16 protein-coding genes are annotated in these 19947 nt (G+C 72.5%); 11 read left to right on the top strand and 5 right to left on the bottom strand.

What is annotated here, in order from left to right; genetic code table 11:
- Positions 1–53: 53 nt before the first annotated feature.
- From speB to ACFQQI_RS11605, 7 genes are all read left to right on the top strand, one after another.
- The gene (speB, locus tag ACFQQI_RS11635) at positions 54–1055 is read left to right on the top strand and encodes an agmatinase (RefSeq protein WP_378562756.1); all 1002 of its coding nucleotides are present in this window, start codon (positions 54–56) and stop codon (positions 1053–1055) included.
- On the top strand, positions 1052–2614 hold the full coding sequence (locus ACFQQI_RS11630; protein WP_378562754.1) for an amidohydrolase: 1563 nt from the start codon (positions 1052–1054) through the stop codon (positions 2612–2614). Before speB ends, ACFQQI_RS11630 begins: the two co-directional genes overlap by 4 nt.
- Positions 2615–2683: 69 nt before the next feature.
- A complete protein-coding gene (locus ACFQQI_RS11625) occupies positions 2684–4117 on the top strand; it encodes a gamma-aminobutyraldehyde dehydrogenase (protein ID WP_378562752.1) in 1434 nt (477 codons plus the stop codon).
- 196 nt (positions 4118–4313) lie between these two features.
- Positions 4314–5522: a saccharopine dehydrogenase family protein gene (locus ACFQQI_RS11620; protein WP_378562749.1), complete on the top strand. Its 1209-nt coding sequence runs from the start codon at positions 4314–4316 to the stop codon at positions 5520–5522.
- Complete coding sequence (locus ACFQQI_RS11615; protein ID WP_378562746.1) at positions 5522–6436, top strand: zinc-binding alcohol dehydrogenase family protein; 915 nt, start codon at positions 5522–5524, stop codon at positions 6434–6436. The genes ACFQQI_RS11620 and ACFQQI_RS11615 overlap by 1 nt, the downstream gene beginning before the upstream one ends.
- A 57-nt stretch (positions 6437–6493) precedes the next feature.
- Positions 6494–7024, top strand: coding sequence for a pyridoxamine 5'-phosphate oxidase family protein (locus ACFQQI_RS11610; RefSeq protein WP_378562743.1), 531 nt, complete (start codon positions 6494–6496; stop codon positions 7022–7024).
- Positions 7025–7078: 54 nt separating this feature from the next.
- Positions 7079–10600, top strand: coding sequence for an ATP-binding cassette domain-containing protein (locus ACFQQI_RS11605; RefSeq protein WP_378562740.1), 3522 nt, complete (start codon positions 7079–7081; stop codon positions 10598–10600).
- On the opposite strand, the gene ACFQQI_RS11600 is transcribed toward ACFQQI_RS11605, so the two are convergent.
- From ACFQQI_RS11600 to ACFQQI_RS11585, 4 genes are all read right to left on the bottom strand, one after another.
- Entirely contained in the window at positions 10597–12780 is a 2184-nt protein-coding gene (locus tag ACFQQI_RS11600; RefSeq protein WP_378562737.1) for a caspase domain-containing protein, read from the bottom strand. The genes ACFQQI_RS11605 and ACFQQI_RS11600 overlap by 4 nt on opposite strands.
- 83 nt (positions 12781–12863) lie before the next feature.
- The gene (locus tag ACFQQI_RS11595; RefSeq protein WP_378562734.1) at positions 12864–13247 is read right to left on the bottom strand and encodes a hypothetical protein; all 384 of its coding nucleotides are present in this window, start codon (positions 13245–13247) and stop codon (positions 12864–12866) included.
- 57 nt (positions 13248–13304) lie between these two features.
- Entirely contained in the window at positions 13305–13979 is a 675-nt protein-coding gene (locus ACFQQI_RS11590) for a cache domain-containing protein (RefSeq protein WP_378562731.1), read from the bottom strand.
- On the bottom strand, positions 13976–14737 hold the full coding sequence (locus tag ACFQQI_RS11585) for a FadR/GntR family transcriptional regulator (RefSeq protein ID WP_378562728.1): 762 nt from the start codon (positions 14735–14737) through the stop codon (positions 13976–13978). Before ACFQQI_RS11585 ends, ACFQQI_RS11590 begins: the two co-directional genes overlap by 4 nt.
- A 123-nt stretch (positions 14738–14860) precedes the next feature.
- Between ACFQQI_RS11585 and ACFQQI_RS11580 the strand changes: the two genes are divergently transcribed.
- Genes ACFQQI_RS11580 through ACFQQI_RS11565 form a run of 4 tightly spaced genes read left to right on the top strand, consistent with a single transcriptional unit; the run spans position 14861 to position 18828 of the window.
- Positions 14861–15937, top strand: a complete 1077-nt coding sequence (locus ACFQQI_RS11580; RefSeq protein WP_378562725.1) for an ABC transporter ATP-binding protein — start codon at positions 14861–14863, stop codon at positions 15935–15937.
- On the top strand, positions 15934–17163 hold the full coding sequence (locus ACFQQI_RS11575) for an ABC transporter substrate-binding protein (protein ID WP_378562722.1): 1230 nt from the start codon (positions 15934–15936) through the stop codon (positions 17161–17163). Before ACFQQI_RS11580 ends, ACFQQI_RS11575 begins: the two co-directional genes overlap by 4 nt.
- A gap of 7 nt (positions 17164–17170) precedes the next feature.
- Positions 17171–18019: an ABC transporter permease gene (locus ACFQQI_RS11570; RefSeq protein WP_378562719.1), complete on the top strand. Its 849-nt coding sequence runs from the start codon at positions 17171–17173 to the stop codon at positions 18017–18019.
- Entirely contained in the window at positions 18019–18828 is an 810-nt protein-coding gene (locus ACFQQI_RS11565; protein ID WP_378562715.1) for an ABC transporter permease, read from the top strand. The genes ACFQQI_RS11570 and ACFQQI_RS11565 overlap by 1 nt, the downstream gene beginning before the upstream one ends.
- 11 nt (positions 18829–18839) lie before the next feature.
- Here the strand turns inward: ACFQQI_RS11565 and ACFQQI_RS11560 are convergent, their stop codons facing one another.
- Positions 18840–19919 carry a glycoside hydrolase family 6 protein gene (locus ACFQQI_RS11560; RefSeq protein ID WP_378562712.1) on the bottom strand — a complete coding sequence of 360 codons (1080 nt, stop codon included), beginning with the start codon at positions 19917–19919 and terminating at the stop codon, positions 18840–18842.
- Positions 19920–19947 lie beyond the last annotated feature (28 nt).

The raw sequence follows: 19947 nt of genomic DNA, 5'->3' as shown, positions 1-19947 counted from the left end.
ATTCCGTTGTTGTCGGCCGAGAGCGTGTGACCTCCGGCTGGTAGGAATGCGCCATGACCAGGTACGGCCCGCAGTTCGGTCCCGACATCACCTTCCTCGGCGTCGACCGCGTCGACCTCGACGACGCCGAGGCCCTGGCCGCGGCGGACGTCGTCGTCGTGGGTGCGCCGTTCGACGGCGGCCCCTCGCACCGGCCCGGCACCCGCTTCGGCCCGATGGCGATCCGGCAGACCGACTACCTCCCGCACGACGGCTCGCGGCCGCACCTCGCGCTCCGCGTCGACGCACTCCAGGACGTGCGGGTCGTCGACGCCGGCGACGTGGAGATGCCGCCCGGCGAGATCGAGCGCGCCCTCGGTGCGCTCGAGGAGGCCGTCTACAAGGTCGCCTCGGCCGGAGCCATCCCGCTGGTGCTAGGCGGCGACCACTCCATCGCGCTGGCCGACGCCACCGGCGTCGCCCGCCACCTCGGGTTCGGCAAGGTGTCGATGATCCACTTCGACGCCCACGCCGACACCGGCGACATCGAGTTCGGCTCGCTCTACGGGCACGGGCAGCCGATGCGGCGGCTCATCGAGTCGGGTGCGCTGCGCGGCGACCGGTTCCTCCAGATGGGGCTGCGCGGCTACTGGCCCGGGCCCGAGACGATGAGCTGGATGGCTCAGCAGAACATGCGCTCCTACGAGATGACCGAGATCGGCAGGCGCGGGCTCGAGGAGTGCCTGGACGAGGCGTTCGAGATCGCGCTCGACGAGTGCGACGCGGTCTTCCTCTCGGTCGACATCGACGTGTGCGACCCGGGCCATGCCCCCGGCACGGGCACGCCGGAGCCCGGCGGCCTCTCGAGCCGGCAGCTGCTCGACGCCGTACGCCGCATCTGCCGCGAGCTCCCCGTAGCCGGCATCGACGTCGTCGAGGTGTCGCCGCCGTACGACCACGCCGAGATCACGGCGTTCCTCGCCAACCGGGTCTGCCTCGAGGCGCTCTCGGGCCTGGCCGTCCGCAGGAACGGCATCTCCCACGACCCGGCGGGACCGCTGCTGGAGGGCAGGTGAGCACGGTCTTCCGCGCCGGCGCCGTCTTCGACGGGCACCGGTACGGCGGGCCCGCCGACGTCCTGGTGGACGGTGGGCGGATCGTCGCCGTCGGGTCCGACCTGCGCGGCGACGAGGTCGTCGACGCGGCGTTCGTGTCGCCCGGCTTCACCGACGCGCACGTGCACCCGATCCAGGGCGGTCTCGAGCGGCTGCGCTGCGACCTGTCGGAGCTCGGCAGCCGGGAGGAGTACCTCACGTCAATCAGGGAGTACGCCGCCGCCAACCCGGACCAGGACTGGATCCTCGGCGGTGGCTGGGCGATGCCGGCGTTCCCCGGAGGCACGCCGAGCGCGGCCGAGCTGGACAGCGTGGCGCCGGACCGCCCGGTGTTCCTGCCGAACCGCGACCACCACGGCGCCTGGGTCAACAGCCGCGCGCTCGAGATCGCCGGGATCGACGAGCGCACCCCGGACCCGCCGGACGGGCGGATCGAGCGCGACGCCGCCGGCCGCCCGAGCGGCACCCTCCACGAGGGCGCGACCGCGCTGGTCTCGCGGCATTTGCCGCGCACCACCGCCGATGACTACTACGCGGCGCTGATGGCCGGCCAGTCCTACCTCCACTCGGTCGGCGTGACGTCCTGGCAGGACGCGATCGTCGGCGCCTACTCCGGCATGGACGACCCCGCGTCGACGTACGAGACGGCGGCCGCGAACGGCGACCTGCGCTCACACGTCGTCGGCGCGCTGTGGTGGGAGCGGCGGCTCGGCGTCGAGCAGGTCGCGGACCTGGTCGGCCGCCGCGAGGCGATGACGGGCGGGCGGTTCCGCGCGACGACCGTGAAGATCATGCAGGACGGCGTCGCGGAGAACTACACGGCGGCGATGCTCTCGCCGTACCTCGACAGGTGCGGCCACCCGACCGACAACAGCGGCCACTCGTTCCTGACGGCGGAGGCGATCCGGGACGCGGTGCGCGCGCTCGACGCGGCCGGCTTCCAGGTGCACGTGCACGCGATCGGTGACCGCGGCGCCCGCGAGGCGCTCGACGCCTTCGAGGGCACGAACGCCGAGCGGCGCCACCACATCGCCCACCTGCAGGTCGTCCACCCCGACGACGTACGCCGCTTCGCGGGCCTGGGCGTCGCGGCGAACGTGCAGATGCTCTGGGCCTGCCTCGACGACCAGATGGCCGAGCTGACACTGCCGTTCCTGGGCCGCGCAGCAGAGTGGCAGTACCCGTTCGGCGACCTCGAGCGGGCCGGCGCTCGGCTGGTGGCCGGCAGCGACTGGCCGGTCAGCACGCCCGACCCGCTGCAGGCGATCGAGGTCGGCGTGACCCGGCGCGATCCCGAGAGCGACCGCGAGGCGTTCCTGCCCGAGCAGGCGCTCGCGCGCGAGACGGCGTGGGCGGCGTACACGTCGGGCTCGGCGTGGGTGAACCACCGGGACGACGCGGGCGTGCTGCGGCCCGGCGCGGTGGCGGACCTGGTGGTGCTGGACCGGGATCCGTTCACCGAGGCGGATGCGCGTGTGGCCTCGACCTGGATAGACGGAACCCCCGTCTACACCGCCTGAATCAACGAAATCCGTGCCCGGGGCGATCAGCCCCTACAGATTCCGTTGCCCGCCCTCTAGGCTCGCGCCATGGCTGACCAGCGCTTCAAGAACGTCATCAACGGAGAGCTCGTCGACAGCGCGTCGGGCGAGACCTACGACATCCTCGACCCGACCACCGGCGAGGTCTACGCACAGGCGCCGAAGTCGGGCGCCGAGGACGTCGACCGGGCGTACGCCGCGGCCGCCGCCGCCTTCGAGGAGTGGGGCCGGACGACCCCGCAGGACCGGTCGAACGCGCTGCTGAAGATCGCCGACGCGATCGAGTCGCGGGTCGAGGAGATCAACGCCGTCGAGTGCAAGGACACCGGCAAGCCCTTCCAGATCACGATGGAGGAGGAGATGCCGTACGCCTCCGACCACTTCCGGTTCTTCGGCGGCGCGGCGCGCGTGCTCGAGGGCCGGTCGGCGGGGGAGTACATGGCCGACCACACCTCGTGGATCCGGCGCGAGCCGGTCGGCGTCGTCGGCCAGGTGACGCCGTGGAACTACCCGCTGATGATGATGATCTGGAAGATCGCCCCCGCGCTCGCGGGCGGCAACACGATCGTCCTCAAGCCCAGCGACACCACCCCGGCGAGCTCGACGCTCCTGGCCGAGATCGCACAGGAGTTCCTGCCGCCGGGTGTGCTCAACGTGGTGACCGGCGACCGCGACACCGGCCGCGCGCTGGTGGCGCACAAGACGCCGCAGATGGTCGCGATCACCGGCTCGGTGCGCGCGGGCATGGAGGTCGCCGAGTCGGCCTCGCACGACCTCAAGCGGGTGCACCTCGAGCTGGGCGGCAAGGCGCCGGTGATCGTCTTCGACGACGCCGACATCGAGAAGGCCGCCGAGGGCATCGCGGGCGCCGGCCTCTTCAACGCCGGCCAGGACTGCACCGCGGCCACTCGCGTGCTCGCCGGCCCGGGCATCCACGACGAGTTCGTCGCCGCGCTGACCGAGGCCGCGAAGGGGATGCCGACGGGCATGCCCGACGACGAGTCCACCTACTACGGCCCGCTCAACAACCAGAACCAGTTCGACCGCGTCTCCGGCATGGTCGACCGGCTGCCCGACCACGCGAACGTCCAGACCGGTGGTGCCCGCAAGGGGGAGAAGGGCTACTTCTACGAGCCGACCGTGCTCTCCGGGCTCCAGCAGGACGACGAGCAGATCCAGAACGAGATCTTCGGGCCGGTGATGACCGTGCAGCGGTTCAGCGACGAGGCCGAGGCGCTGCGCTGGGCGAACGGCGTTGAGTACGGCCTGGCCTCCAGCGTCTGGACCAAGGACCACGGCCGCGCCATGCGGATGTCCCGAGGCCTCGACTTCGGCGTCGTCTGGATCAACACCCACATCCCGTTCATCTCCGAGATGCCGCACGGCGGGTTCAAGCACTCCGGCTACGGCAAGGACCTCTCGATGTACGGGCTCGAGGACTACACCCGCATCAAGCACGTCATGTCGTACATAGGAGATTGACTGTCAGCAGCGGTGGTTTCGAGACAGGCGCTAGCGCGCCTTCCTCAACCACCGGAGCACGGTGGTTGAGGAGGTTGCGCTGGCAACCGTCTCGAAACCATCGTCTCGCCACACCACCGGAGCACGGTGGTTGAGGAGGTTGCGCTAGCAACCGTCTCGAAACCATCGTCTCGCCACACCACCGAGAAGAGACACGATGAGGATCCTGCTCGTCGGCGCCGGGGGCGTCGGCGCGGCCTTCGCCGCCATCGCGGCCCGCCGCGACTTCTTCGAGACGATCGTCGTCTCCGACTACGACCTCGCGCGCGCCGAGAGGGCCGCCGCCTCCGACGGCAGGTACGTCGCGGCGCAGGTCGACGCCTCCTCGGCCGCAGCCGTGGCCGACCTGTGCCGCGAGCACCGCATCACCCACGTGATGAACGCGGTCGACCCGGTCTTCAACATGTCGGTCTTCGACGGCGCGTTCGAGGCCGGCGCCGACTACCTCGACATGGCGATGTCGCTGTCGCAGCCGCACCCGACCGCGCCGTACGAGAAGCCGGGGGTGAAGCTCGGCGACGAGCAGTTCGCAGTGGCGGGCGACTGGGAGTCGGCCGGACGGCTGGCGCTGGTCGGCATCGGCGTCGAGCCGGGGCTGTCCGACGTGTTCGCGCGGTACGCCGCTGACCACCTCTTCAGCGAGATCGACGAGCTCGGCACCCGCGACGGCGCCAACCTCGTCGTGACCGACGACGACGGCAACGAGATCTTCGCGCCGTCGTTCTCGATGTGGACGACCATCGAGGAGTGCCTGAACCCGCCGGTGATCTGGCAGGACGGGGAATGGCACACGACGCCGCCGTTCAGCGAGCCGGAGGTCTTCGACTTCCCCGAGGGCATCGGGCCGGTCGAGTGCGTGAACGTCGAGCACGAGGAGGTGCTCCTCATGCCGCGCTGGGTCGACTGCAAGCGGGCGACCTTCAAGTACGGCCTCGGCGACGAGTTCATCAACATCCTCAAGGTGCTGCACACGCTCGGCCTCGATTCCACCGAGAAGGTGCGCGTCAAGGGCGTCGAGGTCAGCCCGCGCGACGTCGTCGCCGCGGTGCTGCCTGACCCCGCGACGGTCGGCCCGCGGATGAAGGGCAAGACCTGCGCCGGCCTCTGGGTGACCGGCAAGGGCAAGGACGGCGCCGAGCGGTCGACGTACCTCTACCACGTGGTCGACAACGAGTGGACGATGCGCGAGTACGGCCACCAGTGCGTGGTCTGGCAGACCGCGATCAACCCGGTGGTCGCGCTCGAGCTGCTGTCGCGGGGCACCTGGAGCGGCGCCGGCGTGCTCGGCCCGGAGGCGTTCGACGCCGTGCCGTTCCTCGACCTGCTGACCGAGTACGGCAGTCCCTGGGGAATGCAGGAGGTCTGATGCGTGCCGCCGTCAGGACCGAGTACGGCGGCCCGGACGTCGTGCGCATCATCGACGTGCCCGACCCGCTGCCCCACGCCGGTGAGCTGCTGGTCCGCGTGCACGCGACGACGGTCAACCGCACCGACTGCGCCTACCGCTCGGGTGCCGCGGTCGTGAACAGGCTGTACTGCGGCTGGCCGCGGCCGCGGGAGGCTCGGCGCATCCTCGGCTCGGAGTACGCCGGTGTCGTGGAGGCGGTGGGGGACCGGGTCGACGGCTTCGCGGTCGGCGACCGGGTGTTCGGCTTCGTGGACGGCCGGCCGGGCGCACACGCCGAGCTGGTCGCCGTACCCGCCGACGGACTCGTCGCGACCATCCCCGAGGACTGGTCCTTCGCGGAGGCTGCCCCGGCCACGGAGGGGATGCACTACGCGCTCGCCTTCCCGCGGGTCGCCCGCACGCAACCCGGTGACCGGGTGCTCGTGCACGGGGCGACGGGCGCGATCGGCTCCGCGCTCGTGCAGGTCCTGGTCGCCGACGGCGTCGAGGTGACGGCGGTCGTGGACCAGCCGCTGCCGCGCGACCTCGGTGCGTCGTACGAGGTCGCGGGTCCGTACGACGCGATCTGCGACGCCGTCGGCAAGAGCTCGTACGGCGAGTACCGCCGACTGCTCGGCCCGCGCGGCATCTACTCGTCCTCCGAGCTCGGTCCTCGCGGCCAGAACGTCTGGCTCTCGGTCGCCTCGCGGCACGTGCGCTTCCCGTTCCCGAAGGCCGACCGGGAGATCGCCGACCGGATCCGGCGCCTGATGGTGACCGGTGCGTTCCGACCCCTGGTGGACCGCGCCTACGGGCTCGACGAGATCCGCGAGGCCTACGAGTACGTCGACTCGGGTCGCAAGGTCGGAAGCGTCCTGCTGACGGTGCCGTGACCGGCCCCATCGGTCCGGGCGCGATGAGTCCGCGTCGTGGCCGAGGTCTGTCCGAGCATGACCGCGATCAACCTCGACACCCAGGACCATGCCCCGATCCTGGACCTCGCGACGATCACCGAGCGCCTCGACCGGGGCTTCACCCAGGCGCCGGACACGGGCGGGCCGAACCGGCACAGCACCTGGCTGACGACGCTGAACGTCGACGGTGCGCCGCACACGACCGGGATCGGCGTGGCGTGGGCCGACGGCGCCTTCTGGTTCGAGACCGGGCCGCGCACCCGCAAGGCGCGCAACCTCGCCCGCGACCCCCGCTGCTCACTCGCGCTCGCGGTGCACGAGTTCGACCTCGTCGCCGAAGGCACGGCGAGCCGGGTGACCGACCCGGACCTCGTGGCGGCCCGGGCGGCCCAGTGGGCCGAGGACGGGTGGCCGTGCGACGTCGACGAGTCCGGGATCGCGCTGACAGCGCCGTTCACCGCGCCCTCGGGCGGGCCACCGCCGTGGTGGGTCTACCGGGTCGAGACGACCTCGATGGTGGCGCTGCTCACGGTCGAGCCCGGGGGAGCGACGCGCTGGCGGTTCTGAGCCCGATATTCGAGCGACGAGTGTCCGTGCGACGACATAGCGTCGTACCTCGCCATGACTGCCACCCGGCTCGACGCCGACCGCTCGCTGCGGCCCGCCCCTCCCGGTCCTCCTGAGCCTGCGCGGACCGTCGACTGGCGACGGCTCCGCACCCCCGTGGCGGCCGTCGCGGTCGTCGCCTGCGCCATCGCGGCGGTCGGCACGTCGCTGGGGTCCCTGGTCGCCGGCCGCCTGGCCGAGCAGTCCTCGAGCGGGCTGGTGTCGCTGCTCGCGCTGTGCGTCGTCGGCGCCGCGGTGCTCGACACCGTGGGCCGCACGCTCTGGGCGGGCGCCGTCGACCGGGCCGAGGGCGACCTGCGCGCCGACCTGCTCGACGCCGCCCTGCACCAGCCGCTGGCGGCGCTCACCGAGCAGGCCGTCGGCGAGGTGCTCGACCGGGTCGACGACGACACCCACGAGGTCGGCACGCTGCTGCGGCAGAGCGTCTGGATGGCGATGCGCACCGTGCTCGCGTCCGGCCCGCTGTGGCTGGTGGCCGGCTTCACGTGGTGGCCGGCGTTCCTGCTCTTCCCGATCGCGGGCGCCGCCGCGTTCGCCGTCGTCCGCCCGCTGCTGCCGCAGATCTCCGCCCGCAAGGTCGAGGAGGAGGCGGCGTGGACCGACCACGCGGCCGCGCTGGAGGAGGGCGTCGCCGGCCGCGACGACCTCCGCGCCAGCCTCGGCCAGGCCCACGTGCTCCGGCGTACGACCGAGCTCGCGGCGCGCGTGCACCGGCTGTTCGCGATCGTGCTCGAGCTCGAGGCGCGGGTCAGTCGTCGCACCGGCACCCTCCTGCACGCCGTCCTCGCCGCCACCGCCCTCGTCGGCGTCGCGCTCGTCTCGGGCGACCGCCTCGACACCTCCGCGCTGGTCACGCTGTTCCTCGTGACGACGATGTTCGTCGGCCAGGTCGACCAGCTCGCGCGACACCTGCCCGACCTCCAGGCCGGCTTCGGCGCCGTGCTCCGGCTGCGCGGCCTTCTCGGGGCCGAGCGCGAGACCTCCGACGGCGCCGAGCTGCCCGGTGGCAGCCTCGACCTCACGTTCCGCGACCTGCACTTCGCGTACGCCGAGGGCCGGTTCGCCCTCCAGGACGTCGACCTGCACGTGCCCGCCGGCACGACCTGCGCTCTCGTCGGTCGCACCGGATCCGGCAAGTCGACGCTGGCCTCGCTGCTGTCGCGCGCGGTCGAGCCCGAGCCGGGCTCGGTGCTGCTCGGCGGCGTCGACGTGCGCGACCTCCAGCTCCAGCGCCTGCGGGCGGCGGTCGGCGTCGTCACGCAGCGCACCGAGATCCTGGCCGGCACCCTCGCCGAGAACGTCACGCTCTTCTCCGACGTCCCGCGCGCCGAGGTCGAGGCCGCGGTGGCCGAGCTCGGGCTCGACGACTGGGTCGCCGGCCTGTCCGACGGCCTCGACACCCTGCTCGGCCCGGGCGGCACGACGCTGTCGGCGGGGGAGGAGCAGCTCGTCGCGTTCGCCCGGCTGCTGGCGCGCGACGTCCGAGTCGTCGTCCTCGACGAGGCGACCGCGCGCATGGACCCGGTCACCGAGGCCCACGTCGTCCGGGCGTCCGACCGGCTGCTCTCCGGGCGCACCGGCCTGCTGGTCGCCCACCGCCTCTCGACCACCGAGCGCGCCGAGCAGGTGGCCGTGCTCGACGACGGTCGGGTCGTGCAGCGCGGCCCCCGCGCCCGCCTCGCCGCCGAGAGCGGCCCGTTCCGCGCGCTGCTGGAGGCGTCGGCCGAGGACGACCGGCTCGACTCCGTCGACGGCGACCCTGCCGCGGATGCGCCGCAGGTCGGCACCGCCCGGCGTACCGGCGAGCCGCCCGCGCCGCCGGAGATGGCGCCGGTGCCGGGCCTGGCCCGCGCGACGCTGCGAGCGATGTTCATCGAGCCGCACTGGGGTGCGGTCGCGATCGTGCTGTTCCTCGTCTCCGCCCTCACCGGCGCGTTCGGCGTCGTCACCGGGTGGGCCTGGGGCCACCTCGTGGAGACGCTCCAGGAGGGCGGTGACCCCACCCGCCTCACGGTCGCCCTCGTCGCGTCGCTCCTCGTGTCGCCGCTGCTGCTCGCCGAGGCGATCCGGCGCTACCCCCGCTGGTGGGTCGCGGTCATGCTGCGGGTCCGCACCACGGTGCTCGCCGGCCAGACCGAGCAGCACCGGCTCCACCGGACCCCGCCCGGCGAGGTCGTCGCCCGCACCATGGACGCCGACCGCCTGGCTCGCTACGCCGACCGCTGGGTCGACTTCGTCAACGGCCTGGCGATCGCGGTGATCACCGCGGTCCTGGCCCAGAGCCTGCTCGCCGGTGGCGTGCTGCTCGCGGTGATGCTGACGTCGTCGCTGGCCTCGTCGTTCGGCCGGCGGGTCGCGGGTCGCTCGGCGGCCGCGTCCGCCGCGGCGCGAGCCCGGTTCGGCCGGTCACTCGTCTCGGCGCTCGACTCGGTGCGCACCGTCAAGCTCGCCGCCTCGACGCCCAGCGTCCACGCCCACCTGCGCGAGGTGGACGGCGGCCGGGTCGACGCCGCGGTGCGCGAGCACCGCGTGCAGGCGCTGCTCGACGGCGTCCCGGTCGTCATGGTCCAGTGCGGCGTGGTCGCCGCCTGGGCGGTCATGGTCGGCGGCGGCTGGGGCCTGGCCACGGCGCTGCTGGTGGCCGGCGCGGTCAACGGCTTCGACTGGTTCGGACGCGTGGCGGGCGCCGTCATCACCGAGGCTCCCGGCACCCGCGTCTGGATGCAGACGACCAGCCGCCTCGCCGGCGGCGGCGACCTCATGGACCTGCCGCAGGGCGTCGACCTCGTGCACGGCACCGCGCCGGCCCCGGTGCCGGGCGTGCGCGACCCGCTGCGCACCCTCGAGCTGCGCGGCGTCTCGGCCGTGCACGACGACGGCACGATCGGTGTGAGCGACGTCGACCTCGCCGTATCCGCGCAGGAGCTGGTGCTGCTGCTCGGCCAGGTCGGCTCCGGCAAGTCGAGCCTGCTCTCGGCGCTTGGCGGGCTGGTGTCGAGCACCGGTGAGATCCGCTGGAACGACGAGCCCGTCGCCGACGCGCAGACGTTCCTCCGCCCGGGCCGGGTCGCCCACGTGGCACAGGTGCCGCGGGTGCTCTCCGGCACGTTCGCCGACAACGTCCACCTCGACCACCCGGACCGTCAGGTGATGCCCGCAGTGGAGACCGCCCGGCTGGCACAGGACGTCGAGACCGCCGGCGGGCCGGACGCGCTCGTCGGGCACCGCGGGGTGAGGCTCTCGGGTGGCCAGGTCCAGCGCCTCGCGCTCGCGCGCGGTCTCGCCTGCGACGCCGAGCTCCTCCTGGCCGACGACGTCTCCTCCGCCCTCGACGCCGCCACCGAGATCGAGCTGTGGACGGCCCTGCGCCAGGCCGGCGCGACCGTCGTCGGCGCGACCTCGAAGCGCGCGGCGCTGGCCCAGGCCGACCGGGTGGTCGTGCTGGTCGAGGGCCGCGTCGCCGCGGTCGGTCCGTGGGCAGACCTGGCGCCACGCTGGGGGCACCTGGCCGGCTAGCCCACCGAGGCCGGCCGGTGCTGTGCCACGTCGCGCCGGAGCAGGCCGAGCGCGACCGCCCCGACGATCAGCGCGGTGCCGGGGAGCATCAGCGCCATGTGCTCACCGAGCTGGTCGGAGAGCCGCCACCCGAACGCTCCGTACCAGGCGATCAGCTGGATCGTCGCGCCGGCCGTCCCCAGCGCCTCCCGGGTCCGCAGGTCGGAGCTGAACAGCGCGAGCAGGACGAGCACCGTCACCACCACGATGGACAGGAACACGGGCGACCCGAAGACGTCGAGCGGGCTGGTGCCCTCGAGGTCGACCAGCTCGTTGCCGACCACCAGGCAGGCGCCGATGCCGAGCATCGCCAACGGCAGCCAGCCCGGACGGAGAGGCGGACCGATCCGCGGGCGCAGCAGGGCGAGGACGACGGCGGCGAGGACGGCGGCGGCGACCGCCGTCACCCGCCACTTGGTCACGCCGTCCTCGTAGGCGAAGCCGAGGGCGAGGAACGTGATGGCGTCGTCGAGGAGGAAGAGGCTGCCGCCGAGCAGCGCACCGAGCACGTAGCTGCGTACCCGCCCCCGCGCAAACAGGGTCAGCACGGCAGCGGTGACGCAGACGAGGCTTGCCATCACCCACGGGTCGTCGGGCCGCCGGTAGACGTACCAGCCGCTCGTGACCGTGTCGTAGAAGGCCTTCCACTGGTCGGGTTCGCCCGGACGGTTCATGTAGAGCAGCAGGAGTGCCCCGCCCACGAAGAGTCCGCCGGCACCCCATCGGATCCACCCGTGCTCGCCCGGGTCGACAGGCCCGGACGCGGCGGAGACGTCGGGCACCGTCGTCTGCGGCTCGACGGGTTCCGCGGCGGAAGCGGCGACTCGCTCGGGTGGTGGCGGAGGAGGCGGAGGTGGCGGAGGCGGCACGACGGGTGGAACCGCCGGGGTCTCGGCAGCGGGGACCGTCATCTCCACGGGCAGGCTCATCGAGCCGGTCGGGCTCTCGATCACGACGGCACCGCGGACGCCCTCGCCGTCCGGTGAGGACACGGTGACGTGCAGGGTCGGCTCGTCGTAGACGGCCTGGATGCACGCATCGCTGGCCGTGACCGTCACCGCCAGTGCGAGAGGGGGCCCGCTCAGGACCACATCGGTGGCCGCGGACATCGAGCTGTCCGCGCTGAGGGTGACGGAGTCCGGCGTCGCCCGAGTCGCGGCGGCGTCGACGGCATCCACCGCAGCCTCGGCCACCCGTCGGCTGTCGTCGTCACGCAGCTGGCGGAGCGTCTGGAGGGCGGTGGCGGCCAGGCCCAGGTCCTCCCCGGCGAGCCGCTGGCGCAGGAGGTCGACCATGCCGAAGCGCGTGGCCGCCAGGGGGCTGATCAGTGCCTCGGCGAGCTCGTCGCTCAGCGGCGTCGGCCGGATCCGCCGCACCTTGCTGCGCGCGATGAGCAGGTCGCCCTGGGACCCGAACGTCCACATGTGCGGCGTCTGGTGGGGATTGCGGGTGCGTACGGCGTTGGACACGTACTCGAACAGCTCGTGCAGGCCGACCCAGCCGTCGCCGTCCGCATCGGCCTCCCCGGACGACAGGGCGTCGACGAGGGTGCCGGTGAAGACCGAGGGCGTGCCGCGGGAGCCGGAGGTGAGGTCGCCTTCCTCGAAGGCGTACTCCATGGCGCTGGACGCGGTGACCACGGCGCGGCCCTTGCCCCCGGCCACGTCGGACTGGGCGGCGAACGCCTCGAGCACCTGCGCCTCGCCGTCCGCCCGGACGACCATGCCGCGGGGGAAGGCGCCGCCGTAGCAGCAGTCGAGGAGGAGGACGATCCGCTCCGCCCGGCTGTCCGCCATCTGCCGGCTGAGGAAGTCGGACCCCACGGCCGTCGACGCGAGCCGCCCGGGTCGGGTGTCGGTGGCGGCGAGGAAGAGCTCCCCGGCAGGGTTCTTCAGGCCGTGACCCGAGAAGTGCAGAAGGAGCGTGTCGGCGCGGTCCCGGTCGGCGAAGAAGTCCTCGACGGCGATCCGCACGTCCTGGGCGCACTGGTTGCTGAGCACCTGGACGTCGAAGTCGCCGACGGCGGGGTCGCCCAGCACGGCGGCGAGCGCCTCCGCATCGTGCTCCGGGGCGACCAGCTCGCGCAGGCCGGGCTCGGAGTACTGGTCGGTGGCGATGATCAGCGCGTGCCGCGAACTCATCCCGGCCTCCCCTCCAGTGGCCCGGGCTTCTGCTCAGGTTCCTCCGTAGGGGAGGAGACGGCAAGGTGCTGCGCGGATACCCGTCACCCGGGCTGTGCGCGGCGCGCGATCCACTCCTCGATCAGCTTCTCCTGCTGGGCGTCCGTCGCGCCGGAGAGCTCGATGACGTCGCCGTCGACCTCGAGTCGGATCCGGCGCCCGGTGCTGCCGCCGCGGCGGAGCCACCGCCACACCGAGCCGACGATCGCGACCAGCGCGGCGACGTTCGGCGGGGCCGTGATCACGAGCGCCCCGGCCTCGGCGACCAGGCCGCCACGCGTGCCGGGCGGAGCCTCGCCTGTCGTGAGCGCATCGACCGAGGCGGCCTCGGGCAGCTGCAGCAGCTCGTCCCTGAGCAGTCGCCCCAGGTCGTCGAGTCGGACGTCGTCCGCGCCGTCCTCGGACACCGCCAGCACGATCTCGGTCATCGGCGTTCCCTCCGCTCCCAGCATGGCGGGCCGTCGCAGGTCGCGGCAACCAGCGGGCTACGCGCCGCCGAGCACCCGGAACGGCAGGCCGGTCAGCGCCCGAGCGGTCGCGTACGCCGCGACGTCGACCTTCTGGCCCGACCGCAGCAGCGGGTCGGCGGCGACGACGCAGCGGTCGTGGGTGTTGACGAGCACGACGCTGCCCGCGCCCGTCAGCGGTTCGCGCATCAGCTGCTCGAAGGTCTCGAGGCGGGTGTCCGCGCCGGCCACGCCGACCATCCGGTCGTCGACCAGCACCGGGACCGTCGCGGTGAGGACGTACTCGTCGGTGCAGACGTAGTCGACGTAGGGGCCGGTGACGTGGCGGGCGCCGGTGAGCTGGGGAGTGCGGAACCACTCGTGCCGGCTGTAGTCGAAGACGTGGTGCCCGATCGGTACGCCGCGCTCGGCCAGCGGCTGGCGCTCCTCGCCCTGCCACCACGCGAGGTGGAGGTCGCGGTCCGTGAGCCACCCGGGGGTGGCGACGAAGCCCGCGCCCACGACCGGGTGGCGGGCGAGCGCGAGGGTGGCGAGCGGCTCGACGAGGTCGTCGAGGGCGGACGCCGACATCGGTGAGCCGACCGCGGCGACCTGCCCGCCGATGCCATCGAGCGATCCGAAGAGCGCGTCGAAGTACGCCGTGACGGCGGTCGCGCAGCGGGCCACGGGGTCGGACAGCGTGGAGGTGCTCATGAGGCGCTCCGGTCGCGGGCGTGGACGTCGGCCTGGGTGCTGGCGACCCGATCGAGGATCTCCTGCAGGTGACCTCGGGCGCTCCTGCGGGCGCCGTCGGCGTCGCCGGCCTCGATGGCGTCGATCAGGCGCCCCAGCCCGACGAGCGTGCGAGCCCGGACCTCCGGGTCGCTCAGGGGGATGCGCACGATCATGCCGAAGTCGGCCTCGAGGCGCACCACCTCTCGCGTCACCCGGGCCGACTGCGTGAGGGCCGCGAGCGAGAGCCACAGCTCGGCGTCGGCATGCCGCCAGGCGCCCACGTCGTCCTCCTCCCCGGCCAGCAGCTCGCGCAGCAGCGCCGCCTCCCCGGCGTCCGCGCGCTCGGCCGCGATCTCGGCGCACCCGGCGAGGACGAGGGCGTACTGGGTGCCGCGGTCCTGGAGCTCCGCCCGCGACATCGAGCCGAGCCGGTCGGCCAGCGCATCCTCGTCGCCGGCGGCGCCGGCCGCGACGAAGGTCCCCCCGCCGCGGCCCCGCGTCGTGGTCACCAGGCCCTGGGCACGCAGCCCGATCAGTGCCTCGCGCACGGTCACCACCGCGACCCGGAGCATGCCCGCGAGCTCGGACTCGCTCGGCAGCCGCTCACCCTCCACGAGCACGCCCGAGCGGATCGCCTCGGCGAGCCGTTGCTCGACCTGACCGGCCCGCCCGACGTCGCCGAGCGGCGCGAAGATCGCGCTGTGCGCGCGCCCGCCCTGCCGGCGTACCTCAGCCATCGCGCGCTCCTTGCAACCGAATTGTCACCGACATGGGTCTATTCATCTAACCTCTGGGTCCATATCTTATGAGCCGACCACTCGTTGGGACCAGCACCACGGACCGCGATGAGAAGGAGCTCGATGACGGCGACGGCGATCTCCCTGCGCGGCCTGAGCAAGCACTTCGACCAGGTTCGCGCCGTCGACGACGTCGACCTCGACATCGCCGACGGCGAGTTCTTCTCGATGCTCGGGCCGTCGGGCTCCGGCAAGACCACCGTGCTCCGGCTGATCGCGGGCTTCGAGGAGCCCAGCGCCGGCACCATCACGCTGGCGGGCGAGGACGTCACCCGGCGGCCGTCGTACGCCCGCGACGTCAACACCGTCTTCCAGGACTACGCGATCTTCCCGCACCTCAGCGTGCGCCAGAACGTCGAGTACGGCCTGCGCGTGAAGAAGGTGCCCCGGCCCGAGCGCCGCCGCCGCGCCGAGGAGGCGCTGGCGACCGTCCGGCTCGAGGGGTACGGCGAGCGCCGGCCGCACCAGCTCTCCGGCGGCCAGCGGCAGCGCGTCGCGCTCGCCCGGGCCCTGGTCAACCGGCCGAAGGTGCTCCTCCTCGACGAGCCGCTCGGCGCCCTGGACCTCAAGCTGCGGCGCCAGATGCAGATCGAGCTCAAGGCCATCCAGCGCGAGGTCGGCATCACCTTCGTCTTCGTCACCCACGACCAGGAGGAGGCGCTCACGATGAGCGACCGCATCGCGGTCCTCAGCGACGGCCGCATCGAGCAGCTCGCGGCGCCCGTGGACCTCTACGAGCGGCCGTCCAGCGCGTTCGTGGCCGGCTTCGTCGGCACCTCCAACCTGCTCCAGGGCGACGTGGCGCGGGAGCTCGTGGGGGAGGACGGCACGTTCGTCATCCGGCCCGAGAAGGTGCAGATGGTGGCCGAGGCGTCGTCCGACCGCCCCGATCCGGCGCTCTGCGTCGCCCCGGGCGTGGTCCGTGAGGTCGCCTACCTCGGCGCCAGCACCACGTCGGTCGTCGCCCTCGACGCCGGACCCACCCTGTCGGTGTCGCACCCCAACACCGACACCTCGATCGACGCCGCCCTGGAGCGGCGCGGACAGCGCGTCGTGCTCACCTGGCGACGCGACCACCTCGTGTCCCTGGCCGGCACCCAGCCGGGCCCGGAGGCATCCCTGGAGGAGGAGACGGCATGACCAGGATCGGACGAAGAGGCAGGCTGGCGGCGGTCGCCTGTGCCGGGGTGCTGGTGCTGGCCAGCGGCTGCGGCACGAGCGACAGCGACGACGGAGGCGACGACGGGAGCGGCGGCGAGGCGCAGTCCGGCTTCACCCCGCCCGACATCCCGATGATGGAGGAGCTCGGGGAGACCGAGGGCGAGGTCAGCATCCTCGCCTGGCCCGGGTACGCCGAGGACGGCTCGACCGACCCGAAGGTCGACTGGGTCACGCCGTTCGAGGAGCAGACCGGCTGCGAGGCGACCGTCAAGACCTTCGCGACCTCCGACGAGGCCGTACAGCTCATGAAGTCGGGGGAGTACGACGTCGTCTCCGCCTCGGGCGACGCGACGCTGCGGCTGATCGCGGCCGGCGACGTCGCGCCGGTCAACACCGACCTGCTCGAGAACTACCCCGACATCGTCGACTTCCTCAAGGACCGGGCCTGGAACTCGGTCGACGGCCAGATGTACGGCATGCCGCACGGCTGGGGAGCCAACCTGCTGATGTACAACACCGACGTCGTCAAGGAGGCGCCGACCAGCTGGGGTGCGGTCTTCGACGGGGCCTCCGACAACTCGGGCAAGGTCACGGCGTACGACTCGCCGATCTACATCGCGGACGCCGCGCTCTACCTCATGAACACGCAGCCGGACCTCGGCATCGAGAACCCCTACGCGCTCGACGAGGACCAGCTGGCGGCCGCCGTCGACCTGCTGAAGTCGCAGAAGGAGCACGTCTCGGAGTACTGGTCGGACTACCTCAAGGAGATCCAGGCCTTCAAGACCGGCGACTCGGTCATCGGCACCACGTGGCAGGTGATCGTGAACCTCGCGCAGTCCGAGGACGTCGCGGTCGAGGCGATCCTTCCCGAGGAGGGCGCCACCGGGTGGTCCGACACCTGGATGGTCAGCGCCGACACCGAGGTCCCCAACTGCTCGTACGCGTGGATGGACTGGATCGGTGGGCCCGAGGCGCAGGCCGGGGTCGCGGAGTGGTTCGGCGAGGCGCCGGCCAACTCCAAGGCCTGCGACCTGACCGCCGACGCGTCGCACTGCGAGACCTACCACCAGGACGACGAGGCGTACGCCGACCAGATCTGGTACTGGAGCACCCCGATCTCGGCGTGCCTCGACGGGCGCACGGACGTGGAGTGCACCGACTACGGCGACTGGACGACCGCCTGGACCGAGGTGAAGGGCTGATCCCGGATTGAGTGTCCTCGAGCGCCGCCCGGGCCTCCGGGTGGGCCTCCTCCTGACGCCACCGATGCTGTGGCTGGGAGTGGCCTACCTGGGGGCCCTCGCGGCACTGCTCATCACGTCCCTGTGGACGCAGAACGACTTCACCGGCGAGATCCAGCGGGACTGGACGCTGGAGAACTTCCGCGACCTGTTCACCATCGACGTCTACCGGACGATCACGATCCGCACGATCGGGATCGCCGCGCTGGTGACACTGATCGACGCCGTGCTCGCATTCCCCATCGCGCTCTACATGGCGAAGGTGGCCTCCCCGCGGGTGCAGCGGCTGCTCGTCATCGCGGTGCTGATGCCGCTGTGGGCGTCGTACCTCGTCAAGGCCTACGCCTGGCGCGGGATGCTCTCCGCGGACGGGCCGATCGCGTGGATCGCCGCGCCCTTCGGCCTGGACACCCCGGGCTACGGGCTGCCCGCGACCACGATCACGTTGGCCTACCTGTGGCTGCCGTACATGATCCTGCCGTTGTACGCCGGGCTCTCGCGGGTCCCCGACTCGCTCTTCGAGGCGTCGGCGGACCTCGGCGCGGGCGCGTCCGTGACGCTGCGCCGGGTGGTGCTGCCGATGGCGTTCCCGGCCTTCGTCGCCGGCTCGATCTTCACGTTCTCGCTGTCGATGGGTGACTACATCGCGGTCCGGATCGTCGGCGGCACCGGCCAGCTGCTCGGCAACGTGGTCTACGACAACCAGGGCGCGGCCAACAACCTGCCGTTCGCGGCGGCGGTCGCGACCCTCCCGATCGTGGTGATGCTCGCGTTCCTGGCGGCGGCACGACGGACCGGCGCACTGGAGAACCTCTGATGCGGCTCCCGCGCGGACTGCGGGCCGCCCTCGGAGCCTTCACGGTGGTCGTGCTCGTGCTGGTCTACGTGCCGCTGGCGCTGGTGGTGCTCAACTCGTTCAACACCGACAACACCTTCAGCTGGCCGCCCCCGGGCTACACGCTGCACTGGTGGGACGTCGCGTTCCACAGCACGGGTGCGCGCGACGCCCTGTGGACCAGCGTCAAGGTGGCCACGCTCGCGACGATCATCGCGCTGGTGCTGGGCACGCTCGCGGCGATGGCGCTGCGGCGTACCCGCTTCTTCGGGCGCCACGTCGTGTCGCTCTTCATCATCCTGCCGATCGCGCTGCCCGGCATCGTCACGGGCATCGCGCTCCAGAACGGGTTCCGGACGATCCTCGGGATCGACCTGAGCCTGTGGACGGTGGTGATCGCGCACGCGACGTTCTGCATCGTCACGGTGTTCAACAACGTGCAGGCGCGCTTCTCGCGGCTCGGCGGCAACTTCGAGCAGGCGTCGATGGACCTCGGGGCGGGCCGCTGGACGACGTTCCGCCTGATCACGTTCCCGATGCTGCGCTCCGCTCTGCTCGCGGGCGCGCTGCTGTCCTTCGGGCTCTCCTTCGACGAGATCGTGGTGACGACGTTCACCGCGAGCGGGGACAACCAGACCCTGCCGCTGTGGATCTTCAACAACCTGTTCCGCCCCAACCAGGCGCCGGTGGTCAACGTCATCGCCGCGGTGATGATCATGCTGTCGGCGATCCCGATCTACCTCGCCCAGCGGCTCTCCGGCTCGACCGAGGGCATGACCGGCGCCCGCTGACGACTGCGGCGCTAGCGGGTCATCCGGTCGTCGAGCCGGTACTGCCAGGTGCGCGCGAGGTCGAGCGCGCGGTCCATGACGAACGGCTGGTTCTGTCGGTAGAGCCAGGGGCGGCCGTACCAGACGTAGGCGTCGGCGTACTGGGCGGCGAGCTCGCGCACCTCGGGTGCGAGGCCCCAGCGCTCGTCGGCGACGTGCGTGGTCGGGGGGATGCCGAGCGCGACGCAGGTGCCGGGGTCGTCCGGGGTGCGGCACGTCTGCGCGTTGAGCGGGTCCCGCCCCTGGTAGCGACCGAACTCGAAGGGCTGCCCGTTCCCGGACGTGTTGACGACGAAGCGCTTGCCGGGGATGCCGCGCTCCTCGAGCGCCCGGGCGATTGCCGCGCCGCGGCGTACCTCGTCGGCGGTGGCGGAGTAGTGCGTGCCGTTGAGCGCGAACCCGCGGGCGTGCCGGATGCCGCCGGGGACGAGGAAGTCGAGCGTCTCGCGCACGCCGTCGGAGCCGGCCGGCCAGTCGGCCGCGCCGGCGTCGATGTAGACCGACGTTTTCGGCAGCTCCGACAGCCTGCGGGCGGAGTAGGAGATCAGCTTCGACGGGATCGCCGAGCCACGCGGGGCGCAGGCCGCGAACGGACCGTCCGGCTGGAGCACCACGAGCGCGTGGGTGTCTCCGAGGGCCCGGGCGAGCCGGTCGTACCAGTCCCGGTAGGACCGCTGCTCGCGCCGGGTCGGCAGCCGCTCGCAGGTCTCCTGCTCCCACGGGACCATCCGGAAGAGCGTCATCTGGACGAGGACGTCCCGGTCGCCGCCGGTCGCGTTGGCGACGTACTCCCTGACCTTGGCGCCGATCTCGCGGTTGGGGATCCAGTGCCCGAACCACTTCGCCTTCGGTGCGTGGGCGATCCGGCCGAGGAGGCGCTTGTTCTTGCCCTCGGCGTTCTGGTACGGCGGCCAGGTGAACTCGGACCGGCCGGTGTAGACGCCCCACGGGTGCTCGTCGACCGGGTCCGCCGACGCGGCAGCGAGGCCGGACAGGGCCAGGCCGAGAGTGGTGAGGAGGACGGCCGCACGCTGCGGGAGGCGAGAGGTCATCGAAGGGACGTACCCGACCTCCCCGCAG

It is taken from the genome of Nocardioides sp. GCM10030259 (assembly GCF_042666375.1).
In the GTDB taxonomy this organism is placed as follows: domain Bacteria; phylum Actinomycetota; class Actinomycetes; order Propionibacteriales; family Nocardioidaceae; genus Nocardioides.
This window is presented reverse-complemented; position numbering and strand designations above follow the sequence as displayed.

Excerpts from the sequence above, each read along its gene's own strand:
- speB (WP_378562756.1), top strand. The coding sequence starts at position 54 with ATGACCAGGTACGGCCCGCAGTTCGGTCCCGACATCACCTTCCTCGGC.
- ACFQQI_RS11625 (WP_378562752.1), top strand. The coding sequence starts at position 2,684 with ATGGCTGACCAGCGCTTCAAGAACGTCATCAACGGAGAGCTCGTCGAC.
- ACFQQI_RS11620 (WP_378562749.1), top strand. The coding sequence starts at position 4,314 with ATGAGGATCCTGCTCGTCGGCGCCGGGGGCGTCGGCGCGGCCTTCGCC.
- ACFQQI_RS11615 (WP_378562746.1), top strand. The coding sequence starts at position 5,522 with ATGCGTGCCGCCGTCAGGACCGAGTACGGCGGCCCGGACGTCGTGCGC.
- ACFQQI_RS11610 (WP_378562743.1), top strand. The coding sequence starts at position 6,494 with ATGACCGCGATCAACCTCGACACCCAGGACCATGCCCCGATCCTGGAC.
- ACFQQI_RS11605 (WP_378562740.1), top strand. The coding sequence starts at position 7,079 with ATGACTGCCACCCGGCTCGACGCCGACCGCTCGCTGCGGCCCGCCCCT.
- ACFQQI_RS11600 (WP_378562737.1), bottom strand. The coding sequence starts at position 12,780 with ATGAGTTCGCGGCACGCGCTGATCATCGCCACCGACCAGTACTCCGAG.
- ACFQQI_RS11595 (WP_378562734.1), bottom strand. The coding sequence starts at position 13,247 with ATGACCGAGATCGTGCTGGCGGTGTCCGAGGACGGCGCGGACGACGTC.
- ACFQQI_RS11590 (WP_378562731.1), bottom strand. The coding sequence starts at position 13,979 with ATGAGCACCTCCACGCTGTCCGACCCCGTGGCCCGCTGCGCGACCGCC.
- ACFQQI_RS11585 (WP_378562728.1), bottom strand. The coding sequence starts at position 14,737 with ATGGCTGAGGTACGCCGGCAGGGCGGGCGCGCGCACAGCGCGATCTTC.
- ACFQQI_RS11580 (WP_378562725.1), top strand. The coding sequence starts at position 14,861 with ATGACGGCGACGGCGATCTCCCTGCGCGGCCTGAGCAAGCACTTCGAC.
- ACFQQI_RS11575 (WP_378562722.1), top strand. The coding sequence starts at position 15,934 with ATGACCAGGATCGGACGAAGAGGCAGGCTGGCGGCGGTCGCCTGTGCC.
- ACFQQI_RS11565 (WP_378562715.1), top strand. The coding sequence starts at position 18,019 with ATGCGGCTCCCGCGCGGACTGCGGGCCGCCCTCGGAGCCTTCACGGTG.
- ACFQQI_RS11560 (WP_378562712.1), bottom strand. The coding sequence starts at position 19,919 with ATGACCTCTCGCCTCCCGCAGCGTGCGGCCGTCCTCCTCACCACTCTC.